This window comes from Kitasatospora sp. NPDC088346 (assembly GCF_044740765.1).
Lineage (GTDB): Bacteria > Actinomycetota > Actinomycetes > Streptomycetales > Streptomycetaceae > Kitasatospora.
In genome coordinates, this window is record NZ_JBIURH010000011.1 from 150082 (window position 1) to 169745 (window position 19664).

Sequence of the window (19664 nt, forward strand, 5' to 3'; positions counted from 1 at the left end):
CGGGCGGCCCCCGACTGCGGATGCGCGGCCTCCGCGACCGGCACAGAATGTCACCGTCCGATCCGGTGCTTTGAGTGTCGACTCGCGGAGGCCGCGATGCGTGGCAGGCAGATGGTCGTGGCAGTGGTGATCGGCGCCGGCCTGGCGGCGGGTGCCACCGGCTGCGGTGGCGGCGGCGGGGGAGGCGGGGGCAGCGGCGGCAGCGCGTCCGCGGGCGGCCCCGGTGAGGCCTCCGGCGCCACCGGCAGCCCGAACGGCGTGGAGAGCCTGGAGCCGCGCCAGATCGTCGACCGCTCGGTGCAGGCGCTCAAGGACAGCCACAGCGTGCACGTCACCGGCCGGGTGGACTCGGCAGGGGAGACGACCACCCTCGACCTCGCGATGGACTCCGACGCGCACTGCGCCGGCACCATGAGCCTGGACGGCCAGGGCGGATTCCGGGTCGTCAAGGTCGGCGAGCAGCTCTGGATCAAGCCCGACCAGGAGTTCTGGCAGACCCACGGCGGCCCGGCGATCGCCCAACTGGTCGGCGACAAGTACCTGAGGACCACCACCGACAACACCGACTTCTCGGACGTCGCCTCGCTCTGCGACCTGAACGGGATGGCCGACCTGATCGGTACCGACAACGGCCCGCTCAGCGCGGGCACCCGGACCACGGTGGAGGGCGCCCCGGTGGTCTCGGTGATCACCACCCAGGACGGCGCGCCGGGCACGCTCTACGTGGCGGTCGAGGGCCGGCCCTACCCGGTACGGCTGGAGAAGGTCGGCGGCACGGACACCGGACAGCTGGACTTCAAGGACTTCGGCGCCCGGGTCGCGGCCACCGCGCCGTCCGAGGACCAGTCGCTGGACCTGGACGAGCTCCAGCGCGAGTCCGGCGCGACCGGCCGGCCGTCCACGGTCTGAGCCGCCCCGGCGGGCCCGACCCGTCGCCGGTACGCGAGAGGCCCCCTCCGCGGAGGGGGCCTCTCGTCGCGCGGAGCGCCGGAGCCAGGTGCCGCCGGACGATCAGCCGCTGAACTCCTCAAGGCTCTTCTGGGCCTGGTCCAGCAGGGCCTGCCGGCCCGCCAGCTCGGACTCCAGCTTGGCGACCCGGCTCGCGTTGCCGGCCGCCCGGGCCTTGTCCAGGTCGGCCCGGAGCTTGTCCACGGCCTGCTGGAGCAGCCCGGTCATGCCGGCCGCGCGCGCCCGGGCCTCCGGGTTGGAGCGCTGCCACTCGGCGTCCTCCGCCTCGCGGATCGCCCGCTCGACGGTGTTCAGCCGGGCGTCGAGCTTCGGCCGGGCGTCCCGCGGCACGTGGCCGATGGCCTCCCAGCGCTCGTTGACGTCCCGCAGCGCGGCCTTGGCGGCCTTGAGGTCGGTGATCGGCAGGATCGCCTCCGCCTCGACCAGCAGGGCCTCCTTGAGCTTCTGGTTCTCACCCTGCTCGGCGTCGCGCTCGCTGAAGGTCGCGGACCGGGCCTGGAAGAAGACGTCCTGCGCACCCCGGAAGCGGGCCCACAGCTCCTCCTCCGCGTCGCGCTGGGCGCGCCCGGCGGCCTTCCACTGGGTCATCAGGTCGCGGTACGCGGCGGCGGTCGCACCCCACTCGGTGGAGTCGGAGAGCGCCTCCGCCTCGGCGACCAGCTTCTCCTTCACCGCACGGGCCTGGTCGCGCTCGGTGTCCAGCGCGGCGAAGTGCGCCTTGCGGTGCTTGGAGAAGACCGAGCGGGCGTGCGAGAAGCGGTGCCACAGCTCGTCGTCACTCTTGCGGTCCAGCCGCGGGAGCGCCTTCCAGCTGTCCACCAGGGCCCGCAGCCGGTCCCCGGCCTCCCGCCACTGGGTCGACTCGGCGAGCCGCTCGGCCTCGGCGACCAGCGCCTCCTTGGCGGCCCGGGTCTCCTCCTGGGCCTTCGCCCGGGCGGCCCGGCGCTCGGTCTGCCGGGTCTCGATCTCACCGGACAGCGTGTCGAGGCGCTTGGCCAGCGCGTCCAGGTCGCCGACCGCGTGCGCCTCGACCACCTGCGCGCGCAGGTGGTCCAGCGCGACCTGCGCCTCCTTGGCGGCCAGGTCGGTCTTGCGGACGCGGTGCTCCAGCAGGCCGATCTCGGCCTCCAGGCCCTGGTACTTCCGCTCGAAGTAGGCGAGGGCCTCCTCCGGGGAGCCGGCCTGCCAGGAGCCGACGGCACGTTCGCCGTCCGCGGTCCTGACGTACACGGTCCCCTGCTCGTCGACACGGCCCCACGGGTCGCTGCTCACAGCGCCTCCTCCACATGACGCCGCGGCCCGCGGAGGTGCGGGGCGCGTACGTCGTCCACAGTTGATGTGCGGCGGACCGATGGAGTCCGCCGTCCGAGCCGTCCGAGTGTTGCGCCGAGGGTGACGGCCGACGGTCAGGGAACCCTATACAACAGCAACATAGGCGACCAGCGCCGGTGCTGTCCGCATCCGGGCCGGGCGATTTCCTCCGGTGCCGCGCCCCGGGCCCGGGACGCGGCACCGGGATCCGTCAACCCTTGGCGACGGCAACCTTGTTGAGCACCACGTCGGCGACCGGGGCACCGTCGCCGCCGCCACCCTGGACCCCGCCGCCGGCGATGTTCTGGAGCACGTCCAGGCCGCCGGTGATCTTGCCGAACGGGGTGTAGTTCGGCGGCAGCTGGGTGTCCTTGTAGACCAGGAAGAACTGGCTGCCGTTGGTGCCCGGGCCGGCGTTGGCCATCGCCAGGGTGCCGGCCGGGTAGGTGGCGCCGGTCAGGTTCTCGTCCGGGAACTTGTAGCCCGGGCCGCCGGAGCCGGTGCCGGTCGGGTCGCCGCACTGGAGGACGTAGATGCCCTCGGTGGTGAGGCGGTGGCACTTCACGTGGTCGAAGTACTGCTCACCGGCGAGGAACGCGAAGGAGTTCACCGTGTGCGGCGCCTTGGCGGCGTCCAGGCTGACGGTCACCGGGCCGCAGCTGGTGTCCAGGGTCGCCGTGTAGGCCGCCTTGGTGTCGACGGACATGGCCGGCTCGGTCTGCCACTGCTTGCCGTTCGGCGTGCCCGCGGCCGGCGGGTTGCAGCCCTTGACCTGGGCGGCGGGGGCGGTCTTGTCGGGAGCGGCCTGGGGCGAGTTGTTCTTGCCCTTGTCCGAGGAGTCGAAGACCCCGCCCGCCCAGGCACCGCCGGCGGCGACCACCACGACCGCGAGCGCGGCGCCGACGATCGCGTTCCGCTGCTTGCGGTGCTTGTGGGCCTCCGCCCGACGTGTTGCCTGGCGCTCGTACTTCTCTCGAGCGAGCTGCCGCCGCCGCTGTTCGTTGCTGCTGGCCACCGACCGTGTCTCCTACGTAGGCGCTGAACGTCTGGGAAAGTGCCGATGCGGATCATCGCACCTGCCGGCGGCCAAGTGTAAGGACCCTGTGCGTAAGTTCGAGGTCAAGCGAGCGGCGTGCGGGCCGGGAACGACCCGCGGGGGGCGCGTGGTAACGGGTTCGCCCGCGGTGCCGTCCCGCCGGTAGGCTGCCACGTGACCAGGCGGTGACACCGGAACGCCCGCCCCCGACCGAAGAGGACTCGCGTTGTTCGTCGCCGGATTTCCCGCCGGGGCCTGGGGCACCAACTGCTACCTGGTAGCGCCGGCCGCCGGCGAGGAGTGCGTGATCGTCGACCCCGGTCACGAGGCCACCCGCGGCGTCGAGGACCTCATCCGCGAGCACCGGTTGAAGCCCGTCGCGGTGGTCCTCACCCACGGGCACATCGACCACATCGCCTCGGTGATGCCGATCTGCGGCGCCCGCGGCGTGCCCGCCTGGATCCACCCCGAGGACCGCTACATGATGGCCGACCCGGAGCGGGCGCTCGGCCGCTCGCTCGGGCAGCAGCTGATGGGCAGCCTCAGCGTCGGCGAGCCGGACGACGTCCGGGAGCTCACGGACGGCAGCCTGCTGGAACTGGCCGGCCTGCAGCTCACCGTCGACCACGCGCCCGGCCATACCAAGGGGTCGGTGACCTTCAGGACGCCCGCGTCGGCCGAGATCCCGCCGGTGCTGTTCTCGGGCGACCTGCTCTTCGCCGGCTCCATCGGGCGCACGGACCTCCCGGGCGGCGACAGCGCGGCCATCATGCGGTCGCTGGCCCGGGTGTGCCTGCCCCTCGACGACGCCACCGTGGTCCTGTCCGGCCACGGCTCCCAGACCACCATCGGCCGTGAGCGCGCCACCAACCCCTACCTCCAGCAGGCGGCCGGTGCGCTGGACGCCCCGGCCGTCCCGCGACGAGGAATGTGACGGAAGAGAAGTTGAGCACCTTCACCGCCCCCAAGGGCACCTACGACCTGCTGCCGCCGAGCTCCGCGACCTACCTGGCGATCCGCGACCGGCTCTCCGGCCCCGCGCGCCGGGCCGGGTACGGCTACATCGAGACGCCGGTCTTCGAGGACGTCAAGCTCTTCTCCCGCGGTGTCGGCGAGTCCACCGACATCGTCACCAAGGAGATGTACACCCTCACCACCAAGGGCGGCGACGAGCTGGCGCTGCGCCCCGAGGGCACCGCCTCGGTCGTCCGCGCCGCCCTCCAGGCCAACCTGCACAAGCAGGGCAACCTGCCGGTCAAGCTCTGGTACTCCGGCTCCTTCTACCGCTACGAGCGGGCCCAGAAGGGCCGCTACCGCCAGTTCGCCCAGGTCGGCGCGGAGGCGATCGGCGCCGAGGACCCGGCACTGGACGCCGAGCTGATCATCCTGGCCGACGACGCGTTCCGCTCGCTGGGCCTGCGCTCCTACTCGCTGCTGCTCAACAGCCTCGGCGACAAGCAGTGCCGGCCGGTCTACCGGGCCGCCCTGGTCGGGTTCCTGGCCGGGCTCGACCTCGATGACGACACCCGCCGCCGCGCGGAGATCAACCCGCTGCGGGTGCTCGACGACAAGCGCGAGTCCGTCCAGGCCCAGCTCACCGACGCCCCCCGGCTGCGGGACTACCTCTGCGAGGACTGCAAGGCGTACGACGAGCAGGTCCGCGAGCTGCTCACCGCCGCCGGCGTCGCCTTCGTCGACGACCCGAAGCTGGTCCGCGGCCTGGACTACTACACCCGCACCACCTTCGAGTTCGTGCACAACGGCCTCGGCGCCCAGTCCGCGATCGGCGGCGGCGGCCGCTACGACGGCCTGTCCGAGATGCTCGGCGGCCCGGCGCTGCCGTCCGTCGGCTGGGGCCTCGGCGTGGACCGCACCTTCCTCGCGATGGAGGCCGAGGGCATCGTCCTCGACCTGCCCGCCGCCACCTCCGTGTACGCCGTCGCGCTCGGCGAGGAGGCCAAGAACGTCCTGTTCGCCAAGGTGGTGGAGCTGCGCCGGGCCGGCGTCGCGACGGACCTGGCGTTCGGCGTCAAGGGCATCAAGAACGCCATGAAGTCCGCCGACCGCTCGGGTGCGCGCTACGCCCTGGTCGCGGGCGAGCGCGACCTCGCCGAAGGCGTCGTCCAGCTCAAGGACATGACCACCGGCGAGCAGACGCCCGTCGCCCTCGAAGCACTCGTCACCACCCTGAAGGAGAAGCAGCTGTGATCCGCACGCACGACGCGGGCACGCTCCGCGCGGAGCACGCCGGCACCACCGTCACCCTGGCCGGCTGGGTCGCCCGCCGCCGTGACCACGGCGGAGTCGCGTTCATCGACCTCCGCGACGCCTCCGGCACCGTGCAGATCGTGGCCCGTGACCTGGAGGCCATCGGCAGCCTGCGCGCCGAGTACTGCGTCAAGGTCACCGGCGAGGTCCGGGTCCGCCCCGAGGGCAACGAGAACGCCGAGATCGCCACCGGCGCGATCGAGGTCGTGGTCAGCGACCTGGAGGTGCTCTCCGAGGCCGCCCCGGTGCCGTTCCCGGTCGCCGAGTACGAGCCCGGCACGGTCAACGAGGAGGTGCGCCTGCGCTACCGCTACCTGGACCTCCGCCGTGAGGGCCCGGCCCGCGCGCTGCGCCTGCGCTCCAAGGTCAACAACATCATCCGCACGGTGATGGAGGAGAACGACTACCTCGACATCGAGACGCCGTACCTCACCCGCTCCACCCCCGAGGGCGCCCGCGACTTCCTCGTCCCGGTCCGCCTGCAGCCCGGCCACTGGTACGCCCTGCCGCAGTCGCCCCAGCTGTTCAAGCAGCTGCTGATGGTGGCCGGCATGGAGCGGTACTACCAGATCGCCCGCTGCTTCCGCGACGAGGACTTCCGCGCCGACCGGCAGCCGGAGTTCACCCAGCTGGACATCGAGGCGTCCTTCGTCGACCAGGAGGACATCCTGGCCCTCGGCGAGAAGATCGTCGGTGCCATCTGGCGCCAGGTGCACGGGTACGAGATCCCGAACCCGCTGCCGCGGATGAGCTACGCCGACGCGATGAACCGCTACGGCTCCGACAAGCCGGACGTCCGCTTCGGCCAGGAGCTGACCGACCTCACCGAGTACTTCGCCGGCACCGAGTTCCGGGTCTTCCAGGCCCCGTACGTCGGCGCGGTCGTCATGCCCGGCGGCGCCTCGCAGCCGCGCAAGCAGCTGGACGCCTGGCAGGACTGGGCCAAGGCGCGCGGCGCCCGCGGCCTGGCCTACGTGCTGGTGGACGCCGAGACCGGCGAGCTGCGCGGCCCGGTCGCCAAGAACCTCTCCGAGGACCACCTGGCCGGTCTGGCCGCCGCGGCCGGCGCCAAGCCCGGCGACGCGGTGTTCTTCGCGGCGGGCAAGAAGGCCGCCTCGCAGGAGCTGCTCGGCGCGGCCCGGCTGGAGATCGGCCGCCGCTGCGACCTGATCGACGAGTCGCAGTGGGCCTTCCTCTGGGTGGTCGACTTCCCGATGTTCGAGCCGATCGAGGACGACAAGGGCCAGTTCCAGGGCTGGCACGCGGTGCACCACCCGTTCACCGCGCCGACCGCCGAGTCGCTGGCGACCTTCGACACCGACCCGGGCAGCGCGCTCTCCAACGCGTACGACCTGGTGCTCAACGGCTCCGAGCTGGGCGGCGGCTCGATCCGTATCCACCAGCGGGACGTGCAGAAGCGCGCGTTCGACGCGATCGGGCTCTCCGAGGAGGAGGCCCAGTCGCAGTTCGGCTTCCTGCTGGACGCCTTCAACTACGGCCCGCCGCCGCACGGTGGTGTCGCCTTCGGCCTGGACCGCATCGTCACCCTCCTCGGCGGGTACGACACCATCCGGGACGTGATTGCCTTCCCGAAGACCAGCACCGGCGGCGACCCGCTCACCGGCGCCCCGACTCCGATCACTCCGGCCCAGCGCCGCGAGGCCGGCGTCGACGCCAAGCCGAAGGGCGCCGAGGCGGACAAGCCGGAGACCGGCAACCCGGCTCCCGAGGTCAAGTCCTGACACCCGGTCAGTAACACCATGCTCACGGCCCCGGTCGGCGCGAACCACCTCACGGTAGGCTCGCCCCGCCCGGGGCCGGTGCACAACGGCGTGCCACAGCAGAGGGGTCGAAGATGACCATCCGTATCAGAGTCGAAATCCCGGCGGACGCCCCCGCCACCAGACGGGTCCACATGGCGGCCTTCCCCGGCCCCGAGGAGGCGGACCTGGTGGACGCGCTCCGCCGGGACGGCGCCTGGGTGCCGGACCTCTCGGTGGTCGCCGTCGACGAGCGCGACCTGATCGTCGGGCACGTCCTGCTCACCCGGCTCCGGGTCGGCGACGGCCAGGGGCTCTCGCTCGCACCGGTGGCCGTCGCGCCCGAGTGGCAGCGCAAGGGCGTCGGCACCGCGCTGGTACGGGCCGCGCTGGAGGCGGCGACGACGGCGGGGGAGCGCCTGGTGGTGGTGCTGGGCGACCCCGGGTACTACGGCAGGTTCGGCTTCGAGCCGGCCTCGCGGCACCGGATCAGCGGACCGTTCGAGGTGCCCGACGCGTACTTCCAGGTCCTGCCGCTGGCCGGCTCCGGGAGCCGGCCCCAGGGGGTCTGCCGCTACCCGGCGCCGTTCGCGGCGGTCTGAGCGCCGCCGGGCGCGCACGGGCTCGTACCCGCCCGGGCACCCGAGCGCACGCCGGCCGGTTCGACGCCCTGCGGGGCGCGGGATCCGGGATCGCGCTGCGCGGGCACGGTGTCCCACGGCGACGCGCCCGGACCGGCCGCCCCGACCCGCACGGTCTCCCGGCAGCTGCGCACGAACGCCGCCATCGCCGGTGTCAGCGGCCGGCCCAGCGGCCAGTACAGACCCACCCGGCTGGCGCTGAGCCCGCGCACCGGCCGGTAGACCACCCCGGGCCGGGAGGCCAGCCGGCTCATCGTCTCCGGTGCGAAGCCGATGCCCTGGCCGCAGGCCACCGCGGTCAGCCACTCGTCCGCGTTGTGCGCGACCGCACCGATCCGGGCCGGCCGGCCGCCGCGCTCCTCGGCGGCGAGCCAGTAGTCGCGCCAGTGCCCGGCCTCCAGCGGGATGGCCACGAAGTCCTCGTCCAGCAGCTCCGCGACGTCCAGCAGAGCCCGGTCGGCCAGCCGGTGGCCGGCCGGCAGCACCGCCCAGCGGTCCTCCACCCCGAGCTCGGCGCAGTTGTACGCGGTGGAGACCGACGCGGGGGCGTGCCACAGGGCCAGGTCGATCTCCCCGGAGGCCAGGCCCGAGGTGGGGTCGAACCAGTTGTTCTGCCGCATCTGCACCTGCCAGCCCGGCATCCGGCGGGCGAAGTCCTCGACGGTGGCGCGGTCCACCACGTTGATGGTGCTGCCCTCGAAGCCGACCCGCAGCGTGCCCTCGGCCTGGGTGGCCGCCTGTCGGGTGGCCCGCAGGGCCTCCTCCCAGCCGCTCAGCAGGGACTGCGCCCGCTCCGCGAGGGCGCGGCCGGCGGGCGTGGGGGTCATCCCCTCCCGGGACCGCTCGAAGAGCGCCGTGCCCAGCTGGGCCTCCAGCTGGCGGATCTGCTTGGTCAGGGTCGGTTGGCTCACGAACAGCCTCGCGGCGGCCCCGGTCAGCCGTCCCTCCTCGCAGACCGCGACGAAGTAGCGGAGCAGTCGGGTGTCGATGTCCATGCCGCAAGGTTATGGAACGGGGAATTTGCCGTATCGGTCGGGTCCGGGGGAGAGTTGATCACTCGTCGGGCGTGAACCGGCACCGGCCGTGCAGGGGACTGCCGGTGCCGGGTCGCGCCCGACGTGCCTTTCGCCCCGTCCGACCTGCGCGGGCGGCCGGAGACCCGTAGCGTGAGTGATCGTCAGCGGCACGCGAACGGAGGGCCCGGTGGCCAAGAAGAGCAAGGATCGGCTCCCCAGGAAACCGTACGAGGCGGAGCTGCTGCGCCTGCAGTACGAGCTGGTGAAGCTCCAGGAGTGGGTGCGCGCCGAGGGTGTCCGGCTGGTCGTGGTCTTCGAGGGCCGGGACGCGGCCGGCAAGGGCGGCGCGATCAAGCGGGTCACCGAGTACCTGAACCCGCGCATCGCCCGGGTGGCGGCACTCCCCGCGCCGACCGAGCGCCAGCGCGGGCAGTGGTACTTCCAGCGCTACGTCGAGCAGCTGCCCGCCGCCGGCGAGATCGTGCTCTTCGACCGCAGCTGGTACAACCGGGCCGGGGTCGAGAAGGTGATGGGCTTCTGCACCCACGAGGAGTACCAGCAGTTCCTGCACCAGTGCCCCACCTTCGAACGGATGCTGATCGAGGCCGGGATCCTGCTGCGCAAGTACTGGTTCTCGGTCAGCGACGTCGAGCAGGAGCGCCGCTTCCGGGACCGGATGGCGGATCCGATGCGGCAGTGGAAGCTCTCGCCGATGGACATCGAGTCGATCAGCCGCTGGGAGGACTACTCCCGGGCCAAGGACGAGATGTTCGTCCACACCGACATCCCGGCCTCCCCCTGGAACGTGGTCGAGAGCGACGACAAGCGCCGGTCCCGGATCAACATGATCGCCCACCTGCTCGGATCCGTCCCGTACCAGGAGGTCCGCCGGCCCGAGGTCGAGCTGCCGCCCAGGCCCGAGTCGCAGGGGTACCGGCGCCCGCCGCGCGACCTGCAGAAGTACGTGCCGGACCACGCATCGACCCTGGCGGACGGCCGGCCCTCCTGAGACTCAGGTGGCCGAACCGGCGGCCGCCCCGGTGACCAGGTCCGGGCCCCAGCGCCCGATCGAGGCGGCGAGGTCGAGCGGGCCGGGACGGGCGTCGGAGTCCGCCGCCGGCCAGTCCTCGCGGGGGACGCGCCACATCAGCTCGAACTCGTTGCCGTCCGGGTCCTTGGCGTAGAAGGACTTGGAGACCAGGTGGTCGGTGGAGCCGACCAGCGAGCCCCGCTCGGCCAGCCGGTGGCCGAGCTCGGCCAGCTCGCCGAGGGTGCCCACCTCCCAGGCCAGGTGGTAGAGGCCGACCCTGCCCTGTTCCGGGCCGGGCGCCTCCGGCCCGAGGGCGAACAGGCCGAGGTCGTGGTCGTTGCTGCTGCCGGGGGCGCTCAGGAAGGCGGCCCGGCCGGGCATCAGGTGGTCGACCTGGAAGCCCAGGACGTCGCGGTAGAAGTCGACCGAGCGGTCGATGTCGCGGATCCAGAGCACCGCGTGGTTGAGGCGGCGTACGGGCATGGGAGCTGCTCCTTCCGGGTGGTCCGACCAGCGTACGCCCTGCGGTTCAAATTCGAACTACCTGGGTCCCGCGCTGCCGGGCCGGCTCGGGAACGGTCCGAATGCTGTCCGTGCCCTCGCATACCCTTCAGGGGTGGAAGAACCGGACCTCTTCACCGCCGCCGCCGAGGACCGCCAGGCCGCCGAGCCCGGCCGGGCCCCGCTGGCCGTGCGGATGCGCCCCCGGACCCTGGACGAGGTGGCCGGCCAGCGGCGGCTGCTCAAGGACGGCTCCCCGCTGCGCCGGCTGGTGGCCGGCTCGCGCGGCCCGGCCGCCACCAGCTCGGTGATCCTCTGGGGCCCGCCCGGCACCGGCAAGACCACCCTGGCGCACGTGATCAGCCAGGCCGTGGAGGGCCGGTTCGTCGAGCTCTCCGCGATCACCGCGGGCGTCAAGGAGGTCCGTGCGGTGATCGAGGGCGCCCGCCGCGCCGTCGGGATGTCCGGCCGCGAGACGGTCCTGTTCCTGGACGAGATCCACCGCTTCTCCAAGGCCCAGCAGGACTCGCTGCTGCCCGCCGTGGAGAACCGCTGGGTCACCCTGATCGCCGCCACCACCGAGAACCCGTACTTCTCGGTGATCTCCCCGCTGCTCTCCCGCTCACTGCTGCTCACCCTGGAGTCGCTCACCGACGACGACGTCCGCGCCCTGCTGCGCCGCGCGGTCGCCGACGAACGCGGCCTGGGCGGGGCCCTGGCGCTGAGCCCGGAGGCCGAGGACCACCTCGTCCGGCTGGCCGGCGGCGACGCCCGGCGGGCGCTCACCACGCTGGAGGCGGCGGCCGGCGCCGCGCTGGAGAAGGGCGAGCCGGAGATCGGCCTGGCCACCACCGAGACGGCCGTGGACAAGGCCGCCGTCCGCTACGACAAGGACGGCGACCAGCACTACGACGTGGCCAGCGCGCTGATCAAGTCGATCCGCGGCAGCGACGTGGACGCCGCGCTGCACTACCTGGCGCGGATGATCGAGGCGGGGGAGGACCCGCGGTTCATCGCCCGCCGGCTGATGATCTCGGCCAGCGAGGACATCGGCCTGGCCGACCCGACCGCCCTGTCGACGGCCGTCGCCGCCGCCCAGGCGGTCGCGCTGATCGGCTTCCCGGAGGCCCGGATCATCCTGTCGCAGGCCGCGATCGCGCTGGCCCTGGCACCCAAGTCCAACGCCGCCTACCTGGCGATCGACGCGGCCCTGGCCGACGTCCGCCAGGGGCTGGCCGGTGCCGTCCCGCCGCACCTTCGGGACGCGCACTACGGCGGGGCGGGCAAACTCGGCCACGGTCAGGGCTACCGCTACCCGCACGACCTGCCGGAGGGCATCGCCACCCAGCAGTACGCGCCCGACACCGTGCACGGCCGGGACTACTACACCCCCACCCGGCACGGCGCCGAGGCCCGGTACGCCGACACCGTCGCCTGGACGCGGCCGCGGCTGCGCGGCGAGCCCGTCCCGAAGCCCGCGTCGAAACCTGCGCCGAAGGCCGAGCCGAAGCCCGCGCCCGAGGCCGCGCCGGGGAGCGGGACGACGGCCGGGCCGGGCGCCGGGGCGCAGGGCGGGGAGCCCGCGGCCGGGACGCCCTGAGATCGCCTGTACACTGGTCGGCAGTGCCGTGTCCCGGGCACGGCGGCGGGTGAGAACCCGACCGACCGGCCGCACCAGCGGGGCACCGGCCGACGGGCACTCCCTCACGGGAGCGGCCCCTGGAGCGTCGCGCACCGGTTTTCGGTGTCGCGGGCAGCCCACCACCCCCGCGGTCGGTGGGCCTCTCGTGTGCATGCACTGATGTGCCCGGCTCCGGAGAGCGGCTGATCACCCCCCCCGGGGTGGTTTTTCTCCGGGTCGCGAGGAGCGACCTCCGTCAACACCTGGTGAAGCCGTATTCGCAAAGCAAGGAAGGTTTGGTTCATGGCGAACCAGAAGCGTCCCAAGGTCAAGATCGCTCGTGCCCTTGGCATCCCGCTGACCCCGAAGTCCGTCAAGTACTTCGAGGCCCGCCCGTACCCGCCCGGCCAGCACGGCCGTGGCCGCAAGCAGAACTCTGACTACAAGGTCCGTCTGACCGAGAAGCAGCGTCTGCGCGCGCAGTACGACCTGAGCGAGAAGCAGATGGCGCGGGCGTTCGACCGTGCCAAGAAGGTCGAGGGCAAGACCGGCGAGGCGCTCATCGCCGAGCTGGAGACCCGTCTCGACGCCCTGGTCCTGCGTTCGGGCATCGCCCGCACCATCTACCAGGCCCGTCAGATGGTCGTGCACGGCCACATCGAGGTCAACGGCGGCAAGGTCAACAAGCCGTCGTTCCAGCTGAAGCCGGGCTTTGTCGTCACCGTCAAGGACAAGTCCAAGGAGAAGACCCCCTTCCAGGTGGCTCGCGAGGGCGGCAACGCCGGCGAGGGCCAGACCCCGAAGTACCTCGAGGTCAACCTGAAGGCCCTGGCCTTCCGCCTGGACCGTCAGCCGCAGCGTCGCGAGATCCCCGTGATCTGCGACGAGCAGCTGGTCGTCGAGTACTACTCGCGCTGACCCGCGAGCGAGTACCACACCGAGCCCCGCAGCCTTCCGGCTGCGGGGCTCGGCCCTTCTCCGGGCCTCGTGCGCGCCGTGTCCGGCCTGTCCGGCCCCGGTCCCGGCCGTCCGGCAGGGGCGCGCGGTCAGCGGGCCGGGACCGGGGAGGGGCGCAACGGCCGGGGGCCGGGCAGCCCGTCCGGGCCGGCCGAGCGGCCGCCGCGGCCCAGCGCCCGCAGCACGGCCGCGTCCAGGTCGAGCAGGCCGCCCACCCGGAACGCCTCGTGGAACTCCTGCTCGGTCAGTCCGTCCCGGGCCCGCCGCTCGCACTCCAGGTACGGCCCGGTGAACGACCGCGAGCCGAAGAACGGCTTGCCCACCGCCTGCCAGATCCGGTGCGCCGCCCCCTGCAGCACCCGGGCCTCGACCAGGTCGCCGTCCGGCGCCTCGGTCTCCAGCAGTGCCAGCACGTCGATCGCCAGCACGATCCCCAGCAGGTCCCGGAACAGGTGGTTCAGCCGGACGCACTCGCGGGCGTGGGCCCTGGCCAGCCGCACCTCCCCGGCCGACCAGCGGGCGTAGGCCAGCGCGTACAGGCCGTAGGCGTACGCCCACTGCTCGCCGTGCTCCTCGGCCACCGCGCGGACTCGGTCGATCCAGGACTCGCCGTTCGCCCGGTCACCGAGGAACAGGTAGGCGATGCCCAGCTCGAACATCGCCATCAGGACGTTGCTGTTGAGCTCGCCGATCTCGTCGTAGTGCCACAGGGCCTCCTCGAAGAGTTCGGCGGCCCGCCCGGGGTCGTCGCCGATCAGCGCGGCGCAGCCCTGCCGGTGCACCGCGTACGCCAGGGCCCGGTCGTCGCCGGTGGCCAGGGCCTGGGTGCGGCACTCCTCCAGGACGGGCCGCGCGCGGGCCAGGTCGCCCTGCAGGATCGCCATGTAGCCGGTGACCCACAGGGCCTTGGCGCGGGCCTCGGTGGGGTCGGGGGCCAGTGCGAGCGCGCGGTCCAGCCAGTGCCGGCCCTCGCCGAGGTGGCTCGACCCGACCCAGTAGAACCAGAGGGTGCCGGCCAGCACCAGGGCGAGCTGCTCCTCGCCGGGCTCGGCGAGCGAGAACTCCAGTGCGGCCCGCAGGTTGGGGTGGGCCAGCCGGGTGCGTTCGGCGGTCTCGGCCTGGCGGGGGCCGAACCACTCCACCTCGCCCCAGGAGGCGACCCCGAGGTACCAGTCGCGGTGCCGCCGGAGCAGCCGGTGCTGCTCGCCGCCGGCCCGCAGCCATCGGCCGCCGTACTCGCGCAGGGTGTCCAGCAGCCGGAACCGCACGCCCTGCGGGCCCTCCTCGCGGAGCAGCACCGACTTGCCGACCAGGTCGGCGATCAGCTCCAGGACCTCGTCCGGCTCGATGCCGTCGCCCGCGCAGACGTACTCGGCGGCGTCCAGATCGAACGCGCCGGCGAAGACCGACAGCCTGGACCAGAGCAAACGTTCCTTCATGGTGCAGAGCTCATGGCTCCAGCCGATCGTGGTGCGGAGCGTGCGGTGCCGCAGGGGTGCCGTCCGGGCGCCCCCGGTGAGCAGCCGGAAACGGTCGTCCAGGCGGCGGTTGATCTGGGCCACCGACAGGGCGCGCAGCCGCCCGGCGGCCAACTCCACCGCCAGCGGGATGCCGTCCAGCCGGCGGCAGAGCAGGGCCACCTCGGCCCGGTTGCGCTCGGTCACCTCGAAGCCCGGCAGCACGGCCCGCGCGCGGTCGGCGAACAGCGCGACGACGTCCGGCGGTCCGCCGTCGGCGGGGTCGTCCACCGGCAGCGGGGCGAGCGGCAGCAGGTGTTCGCCGGCGGTGCCCAGCGCCTGCCGGCTGGTGGCCAGCACCCGCAGGCCCGGGGCCGCCCGCAGCAGAGCGTCGACCAGGTCCGCGCAGGGCCCGACCAGGTGCTCGCAGCCGTCCAGCACCAGCAGCAGCCGCCGGCCGGCCAGCCGTTCGACCAGGACCTCCAGGGGCGGCCGGGCGGTGGAGTCGGTCAGACCGAGCGCCTCCAGGACGGCGTGGCCGAGCAGCAGCGGATCCTGCACGGCGGCGACCTCGGCCGGCCACGCGCCGTCCGGGAAGAGGCCGGTGCCGGCGAGCACCTCGGCGGCACCGCGCAGCGCGAACCGGGACTTGCCGACCCCGCCCGGCCCGGTCACCGTGACCAGACGCGCCGAGCCGAACAGTCCGGCGAGCGTCGCGAGCTCGGCGCGGCGGCCGACGAAGCTGGTCACCTCGGCGGGCAGCCGACCCGGTGCGGGACCGCCGTGCGCTGCTCCCGGCTGACTGGACAACTGCCGCCCCCCGTCCGGCCGGGAGCGAAGACCCCGGCGACCCCTGCGTACCCGCGCTGCGCCGGCACACCCCGCCCAACGAGGCGCCCGACGGTTGGTCACGCTCGGTGTTCGTACATCCGGCCGGGCGACGGGGCGATATCCGGTCGGGGGATGCCACCCGTCCGCGATAGGGTTCACCTTTGAGGAAGATCTGCTGAAGAGGCAAGGCGAGGGAGCGCACCGGTGTCCGTGGGAGAGCTGGCCGGCCTGTTGGTGGCCGTCTTCTGGGCGGTCCTGGTGACCCTGCTCGCGGTGGTGCTGGTGCGGCTGTCCCGGGTGTTGAAGGAGGCCACCGTGCTGGTCTCCGCGGTGACCGAGCAGGCCGTGCCGCTGCTGGTCGACGCGGGCAGTGCGGTCCGCAGCGCCAACCAGCAGCTGGAGCGGGTGGACGAGATCACCGCCAACGTGCAGGACGCCGCCGCCAACGCCAACGCGCTCTCCTCCACCGTCGCCGCCACCCTGGGCGGTCCGCTGGTCAAGGTCGCGGCCTTCAGCTACGGCGTCCGAAAGGCCGTCAGCAAGCAGCAGCAGGCCGGGGTGACCCTCCCACAACAGGCCGCCGAGCGCGAGGCGTTGGCGAAGCTGATCCGTGCCGAGGTGCGCGCGGCCGGTGCGTCGCGGGGCGGCGGACTGCTCTCCCGTGTCCGGCGAGCCGTGAGGGGCTGACCATGGTTCGACGCATCTTCTGGATGGCGGTCGGCGCGGGCGCCACCGTCTGGGCCATGAACAAGGCCAACGAGGCGGTCCACCGGCTCACCCCCGACAGCCTGTCCGGCACCGCCGCGCGCGGCGCCCTCCACCTGGGCGACGCCGCCAAGCGCTTCGCCCGGGACGTCCGGGACGGCATGGCCGAGCGCGAGGAGCAGCTCCGCGACGACCTGGGCCTGCACGGCACGGCCGTGGTCGAGCCGGCCCGCCGCCGGGCGCCGCTGCGCGGCGAGCCGACGTACCGAGCTATCCCGGCGGCCCCGGGCTCCCCGGCCGCCGCCCTGCCTCCGCCGCGCAGTACCCGCATCATCCCCCCAGCCATTGATTCGCCCTCCCGCCGGCTCGACGAGCTGCCGGGAAGCCCCAACCGGAAGGACCACTGATGGAGTCGGCAGAGATCCGCCGCCGCTGGCTGCGCTTCTTCGAGGAACGCGGCCACACCGTCGTTCCGTCGGCGTCCCTGGTCGCCGACGACCCCACCCTGCTGCTGGTCAACGCCGGCATGGTGCCCTTCAAGCCGTACTTCCTCGGCGAGGTGAAGCCGAGCTTCAGCCGGGCCACCAGCGTGCAGAAGTGCGTGCGGACGCCGGACATCGAAGAGGTCGGCAAGACCACCCGCCACGGCACGTTCTTCCAGATGTGCGGCAACTTCTCCTTCGGCGACTACTTCAAGGAGGGGGCGATCAGCTACGCGTGGGAGCTGCTGACCACCCCCGTCGCCGACGGCGGTTACGGCCTGGAGCCGGAGAAGCTCTGGATCACCGTCTACCAGGACGACGACGAGGCCGAGAAGATCTGGCGGGACAAGATCGGCGTCCCGTCCGAGCGGATCCAGCGCCTCGGCAAGGCCGACAACTTCTGGTCGATGGGCGTCCCCGGCCCGTGCGGCCCGTGCTCGGAGATCAACTACGACCGCGGCCCCGCGTACGGCGAGGAGGGCGGCCCGGCGGTCAACGGCGAGCGCTACATGGAGATCTGGAACCTGGTCTTCATGCAGTACGAGCGCGGCGCCGGCACCGGCAAGGACGACTTCCCGATCCTGGGCGACCTGCCGAACCAGAACATCGACACCGGTCTCGGCCTGGAGCGCCTGGCCTGCATCCTCCAGGACGTCGACAACCTCTTCGAGATCGACACCACCCGCCTGATCCTGGACCGCGCGGCCGCCCTCACCGGCCACCGCTACGGCGCCGAGCACAAGTCGGACGTCTCGCTGCGCGTGGTCTCCGACCACATCCGCACCTCGGTGATGCTGGTCGCCGACGGCGTCACCCCCGGCAACGAGGGCCGCGGCTACGTGCTGCGCCGCATCCTGCGCCGCGCGATCCGCAACATGCGCATGCTGGGTGCCACCGGGCCGGTCGCCCAGGAGCTGGTGGACGTCACCATCGAGGCGATGGCCCCGCAGTACCCGGAGCTCGCGGAGGAGCGCAAGCGGATCGAGACCGTCATCGTCGCGGAGGAGGCCACCTTCCTCCAGACGCTGCGCAGCGGTACCACGATCCTGGACACCGCGGTCTCCGACACCAAGTCCGCCGGCTCCTCGGTGATCGCCGGTGACAAGGCCTTCCAGCTGCACGACACCTACGGCTTCCCCATCGACCTCACCCTGGAGATGGCGGCCGAGCAGGGCCTGTCGGTGGACGAGGACGGCTTCCGCCGCCTCATGAAGGAGCAGCGCGACCGCGCCAAGGCCGATGCCAGGGCGAAGAAGCACGGCCACGCCGACGTCTCCGCCTACCGGGCGGTCGCCGACAGGTCCGGCGCCACCGTCTTCACCGGCTACACCGACGAGCAGGGCGAGGCCACCGTGGTCGGCCTCCTGGTCGACGGCGTGTCGGCCCCGGCCGCGCACGAGGGCGACGAGGTCGAGATCGTCCTCGACCGGACGCCGTTCTACGCCGAGGGCGGCGGCCAGCTCGCCGACCAGGGCCGGATCCGCTTCGACTCCGGCGCGGTGGTCGAGGTCCGCGACGTGCAGGCGCCGGTCCCCGGTGTCGTGGTGCACAAGGGCTCGGTCGTGGTGGGCGAGGTGGTGCTCGGCGCCGCCGCGTACACCCAGATCGACCTGGAGCGCCGCCGGGCGATCGCCCGCGCGCACTCCGCCACCCACCTGACCCACCAGGCGCTGCGTGACGCGCTCGGCCCGACGGCCGCCCAGGCCGGTTCGGAGAACGCTCCGGGCCGCTTCCGCTTCGACTTCGGTTCGCCCTCCGCCGTGCCCGGCAGCGTGCTGGTCGACGTCGAGCAGAAGATCAACGACGTGCTGGTGCGCGAGCTGGAGGTGACCGCCGAGGTCATGACGATGGATCAGGCCCGCAAGGCCGGCGCCATCGCGATGTTCGGCGAGAAGTACGGCGACGCCGTGCGCGTGGTCACCATCGGCGACTTCTCCAAGGAGCTGTGCGGCGGCACGCACGTCGGCAACACCGCCCAGCTGGGCCTGGTGAAGCTGCTCGGCGAGTCCTCGATCGGTGCCGGTGTGCGCCGGGTCGAGGCGCTGGTCGGCGCCGACGCGTACCGCTTCCTGGCCAAGGAGCACACGGTCGTCGCCCAGCTCACCGAGCTGGTCAAGGGCCGTCCGGAGGAGCTGCCGGAGAAGATCTCGGGCATGCTCGCCAAGCTCAAGGACGCCGAGAAGGAGATCGAGCGCTTCCGTGCCGAGAAGGTGCTCGCCGCCGCGGCCGGTCTGGCCGCCGGTGCCGAGGACGTCCGCGGCGTCGCCGTGGTCGCGGCCCGGGTCGCCGACGGCACCGGCGCCGACGACCTGCGCAAGCTCGTCCTCGACGTGCGGGCCCGGCTCGGCGCCCGCCCGGCCGTGGTCGCCGCCTTCACCGTGGCGAACGACCGCCCGCTGACCGTGATCGCCACCAACGAGGACGCCCGCTCGCGCGGCGTCAAGGCCGGCGAGCTGGTCCGCACCGCCGCCAAGACCCTCGGCGGCGGCGGTGGCGGCAAGGACGACGTCGCCCAGGGCGGCGGCACCGACCCGGCCGCCGTGGACGAGGCGATCGCCGCCGTCCTGGCCCTGGTCGCGGAGCGCGCCGCCTGATGGAGGAGCAGCCGGAGAAGGTCTTCCGCCGGGGCCGCCGGATCGCCGTCGACGTGGGCGACGCCCGGATCGGGGTGGCGTCCTGCGACCCCGACGGGCTGATCGCCACGCCGGTGGAGACGGTCCCCGCCGGGGGCCGCTCCCAGGCCCGGCTGAAGGAGATCGCCGAGGAGTACGACGCGATCGAGGTCGTGGTCGGCCTGCCCCGCTCGCTGAGCGGCAAGGAGGGCCCGGCCGCGGCCAAGGTCAGGGCGTACGCCGGGCGGCTGGCCGCGCTGGTGGCCCCGGTGTCCGTCCGGCTGGTGGACGAGCGGATGACCACGGTCACCGCGAGCCAGGGGCTGCGCGCCTCCGGGCGCAGCAGCAAGAAGGGCCGCTCGGTGATCGACCAGGCCGCGGCGGTGGTGATCCTGCAGAGCGCCCTGGAGACCGAACGGGTGAGTGGGCGTGCCCCCGGTGAGAGCGTCGAACCGATCAGCTGATCG

17 protein-coding genes are annotated in these 19664 nt (G+C 73.0%); 12 read left to right on the plus strand and 5 right to left on the minus strand.

Annotation, left to right across the window (positions count from 1 at the left end):
* Positions 1-96 precede the first annotated feature (96 nt).
* Complete coding sequence (locus ACIOFR_RS17485; RefSeq protein WP_400997777.1) at positions 97-909, plus strand: hypothetical protein; 813 nt, start codon at positions 97-99, stop codon at positions 907-909.
* A gap of 102 nt (positions 910-1011) precedes the next feature.
* Here the strand turns inward: ACIOFR_RS17485 and ACIOFR_RS17490 are convergent, their stop codons facing one another.
* Both ACIOFR_RS17490 and ACIOFR_RS17495 read right to left on the minus strand, forming a co-directional pair.
* On the minus strand, positions 1012-2241 hold the full coding sequence (locus ACIOFR_RS17490) for a DUF349 domain-containing protein (RefSeq protein ID WP_400997780.1): 1230 nt from the start codon (positions 2239-2241) through the stop codon (positions 1012-1014).
* 250 nt (positions 2242-2491) lie between these two features.
* The gene (locus tag ACIOFR_RS17495; protein ID WP_400997783.1) at positions 2492-3295 is read right to left on the minus strand and encodes a peptidylprolyl isomerase; all 804 of its coding nucleotides are present in this window, start codon (positions 3293-3295) and stop codon (positions 2492-2494) included.
* A gap of 247 nt (positions 3296-3542) precedes the next feature.
* Between ACIOFR_RS17495 and ACIOFR_RS17500 the strand changes: the two genes are divergently transcribed.
* From ACIOFR_RS17500 to ACIOFR_RS17515, 4 genes are all read left to right on the plus strand, one after another.
* Positions 3543-4250, plus strand: a complete 708-nt coding sequence (locus ACIOFR_RS17500; protein WP_400997786.1) for an MBL fold metallo-hydrolase — start codon at positions 3543-3545, stop codon at positions 4248-4250.
* Between the two features lie 11 nt (positions 4251-4261).
* Entirely contained in the window at positions 4262-5524 is a 1263-nt protein-coding gene (gene hisS, locus ACIOFR_RS17505) for a histidine--tRNA ligase (protein ID WP_400997789.1), read from the plus strand.
* On the plus strand, positions 5521-7326 hold the full coding sequence (gene aspS, locus ACIOFR_RS17510; RefSeq protein WP_400997792.1) for an aspartate--tRNA ligase: 1806 nt from the start codon (positions 5521-5523) through the stop codon (positions 7324-7326). The genes hisS and aspS overlap by 4 nt, the downstream gene beginning before the upstream one ends.
* A gap of 113 nt (positions 7327-7439) precedes the next feature.
* Complete coding sequence (locus ACIOFR_RS17515) at positions 7440-7946, plus strand: GNAT family N-acetyltransferase (protein ID WP_400997795.1); 507 nt, start codon at positions 7440-7442, stop codon at positions 7944-7946.
* Here ACIOFR_RS17515 and ACIOFR_RS17520 read toward each other — a convergent pair.
* Positions 7919-8980, minus strand: coding sequence for a LysR family transcriptional regulator (locus ACIOFR_RS17520; RefSeq protein ID WP_400997798.1), 1062 nt, complete (start codon positions 8978-8980; stop codon positions 7919-7921). The genes ACIOFR_RS17515 and ACIOFR_RS17520 overlap by 28 nt on opposite strands.
* 208 nt (positions 8981-9188) lie before the next feature.
* Here ACIOFR_RS17520 and ppk2 point away from each other — a divergent pair, with 208 nt between their 5' ends.
* Entirely contained in the window at positions 9189-10010 is an 822-nt protein-coding gene (ppk2, locus tag ACIOFR_RS17525) for a polyphosphate kinase 2 (protein ID WP_400997801.1), read from the plus strand.
* Positions 10011-10013: 3 nt separating this feature from the next.
* Here ppk2 and ACIOFR_RS17530 read toward each other — a convergent pair whose 3' ends face one another.
* The gene (locus tag ACIOFR_RS17530) at positions 10014-10514 is read right to left on the minus strand and encodes a VOC family protein (protein WP_400997803.1); all 501 of its coding nucleotides are present in this window, start codon (positions 10512-10514) and stop codon (positions 10014-10016) included.
* Between the two features lie 133 nt (positions 10515-10647).
* Here ACIOFR_RS17530 and ACIOFR_RS17535 point away from each other — a divergent pair, with 133 nt between their 5' ends.
* Both ACIOFR_RS17535 and rpsD read left to right on the plus strand, forming a co-directional pair.
* Positions 10648-12132 carry a replication-associated recombination protein A gene (locus ACIOFR_RS17535; RefSeq protein WP_400997806.1) on the plus strand — a complete coding sequence of 495 codons (1485 nt, stop codon included), beginning with the start codon at positions 10648-10650 and terminating at the stop codon, positions 12130-12132.
* 324 nt (positions 12133-12456) lie between these two features.
* Entirely contained in the window at positions 12457-13071 is a 615-nt protein-coding gene (gene rpsD / locus ACIOFR_RS17540) for a 30S ribosomal protein S4 (protein ID WP_363639237.1), read from the plus strand.
* Between the two features lie 128 nt (positions 13072-13199).
* Here the strand turns inward: rpsD and ACIOFR_RS17545 are convergent, their stop codons facing one another.
* Entirely contained in the window at positions 13200-15377 is a 2178-nt protein-coding gene (locus ACIOFR_RS17545) for an ATP-binding protein (RefSeq protein ID WP_400997811.1), read from the minus strand.
* A 225-nt stretch (positions 15378-15602) separates the two neighbouring features.
* Between ACIOFR_RS17545 and ACIOFR_RS17550 the strand changes: the two genes are divergently transcribed.
* From ACIOFR_RS17550 to ruvX, 4 genes are read left to right on the plus strand one after another with little or no spacing between them, the layout of a single operon-like run.
* Positions 15603-16085 (plus strand): DUF948 domain-containing protein, encoded by a 483-nt coding sequence (locus ACIOFR_RS17550; RefSeq protein WP_400997814.1) that lies wholly within the window; start codon positions 15603-15605, stop codon positions 16083-16085.
* 2 nt (positions 16086-16087) lie between these two features.
* Positions 16088-16510, plus strand: a complete 423-nt coding sequence (locus ACIOFR_RS17555) for a DUF6167 family protein (RefSeq protein WP_400997817.1) — start codon at positions 16088-16090, stop codon at positions 16508-16510.
* Complete coding sequence (alaS, locus tag ACIOFR_RS17560; protein ID WP_400997819.1) at positions 16510-19179, plus strand: alanine--tRNA ligase; 2670 nt, start codon at positions 16510-16512, stop codon at positions 19177-19179. Before ACIOFR_RS17555 ends, alaS begins: the two co-directional genes overlap by 1 nt.
* Positions 19179-19661: a Holliday junction resolvase RuvX gene (gene ruvX, locus ACIOFR_RS17565; protein ID WP_400997822.1), complete on the plus strand. Its 483-nt coding sequence runs from the start codon at positions 19179-19181 to the stop codon at positions 19659-19661. Before alaS ends, ruvX begins: the two co-directional genes overlap by 1 nt.
* Positions 19662-19664 lie beyond the last annotated feature (3 nt).

Coding starts and splice junctions, on each gene's coding strand:
- ACIOFR_RS17530 (WP_400997803.1), bottom strand. CDS start 10,514: ATGCCCGTACGCCGCCTCAACCACGCGGTGCTCTGGATCCGCGACATC.
- ACIOFR_RS17485 (WP_400997777.1), top strand. CDS start 97: ATGCGTGGCAGGCAGATGGTCGTGGCAGTGGTGATCGGCGCCGGCCTG.
- ACIOFR_RS17555 (WP_400997817.1), top strand. CDS start 16,088: ATGGTTCGACGCATCTTCTGGATGGCGGTCGGCGCGGGCGCCACCGTC.
- ruvX (WP_400997822.1), top strand. CDS start 19,179: ATGGAGGAGCAGCCGGAGAAGGTCTTCCGCCGGGGCCGCCGGATCGCC.
- ACIOFR_RS17520 (WP_400997798.1), bottom strand. CDS start 8,980: ATGGACATCGACACCCGACTGCTCCGCTACTTCGTCGCGGTCTGCGAG.
- rpsD (WP_363639237.1), top strand. CDS start 12,457: ATGGCGAACCAGAAGCGTCCCAAGGTCAAGATCGCTCGTGCCCTTGGC.
- alaS (WP_400997819.1), top strand. CDS start 16,510: ATGGAGTCGGCAGAGATCCGCCGCCGCTGGCTGCGCTTCTTCGAGGAA.
- ACIOFR_RS17515 (WP_400997795.1), top strand. CDS start 7,440: ATGACCATCCGTATCAGAGTCGAAATCCCGGCGGACGCCCCCGCCACC.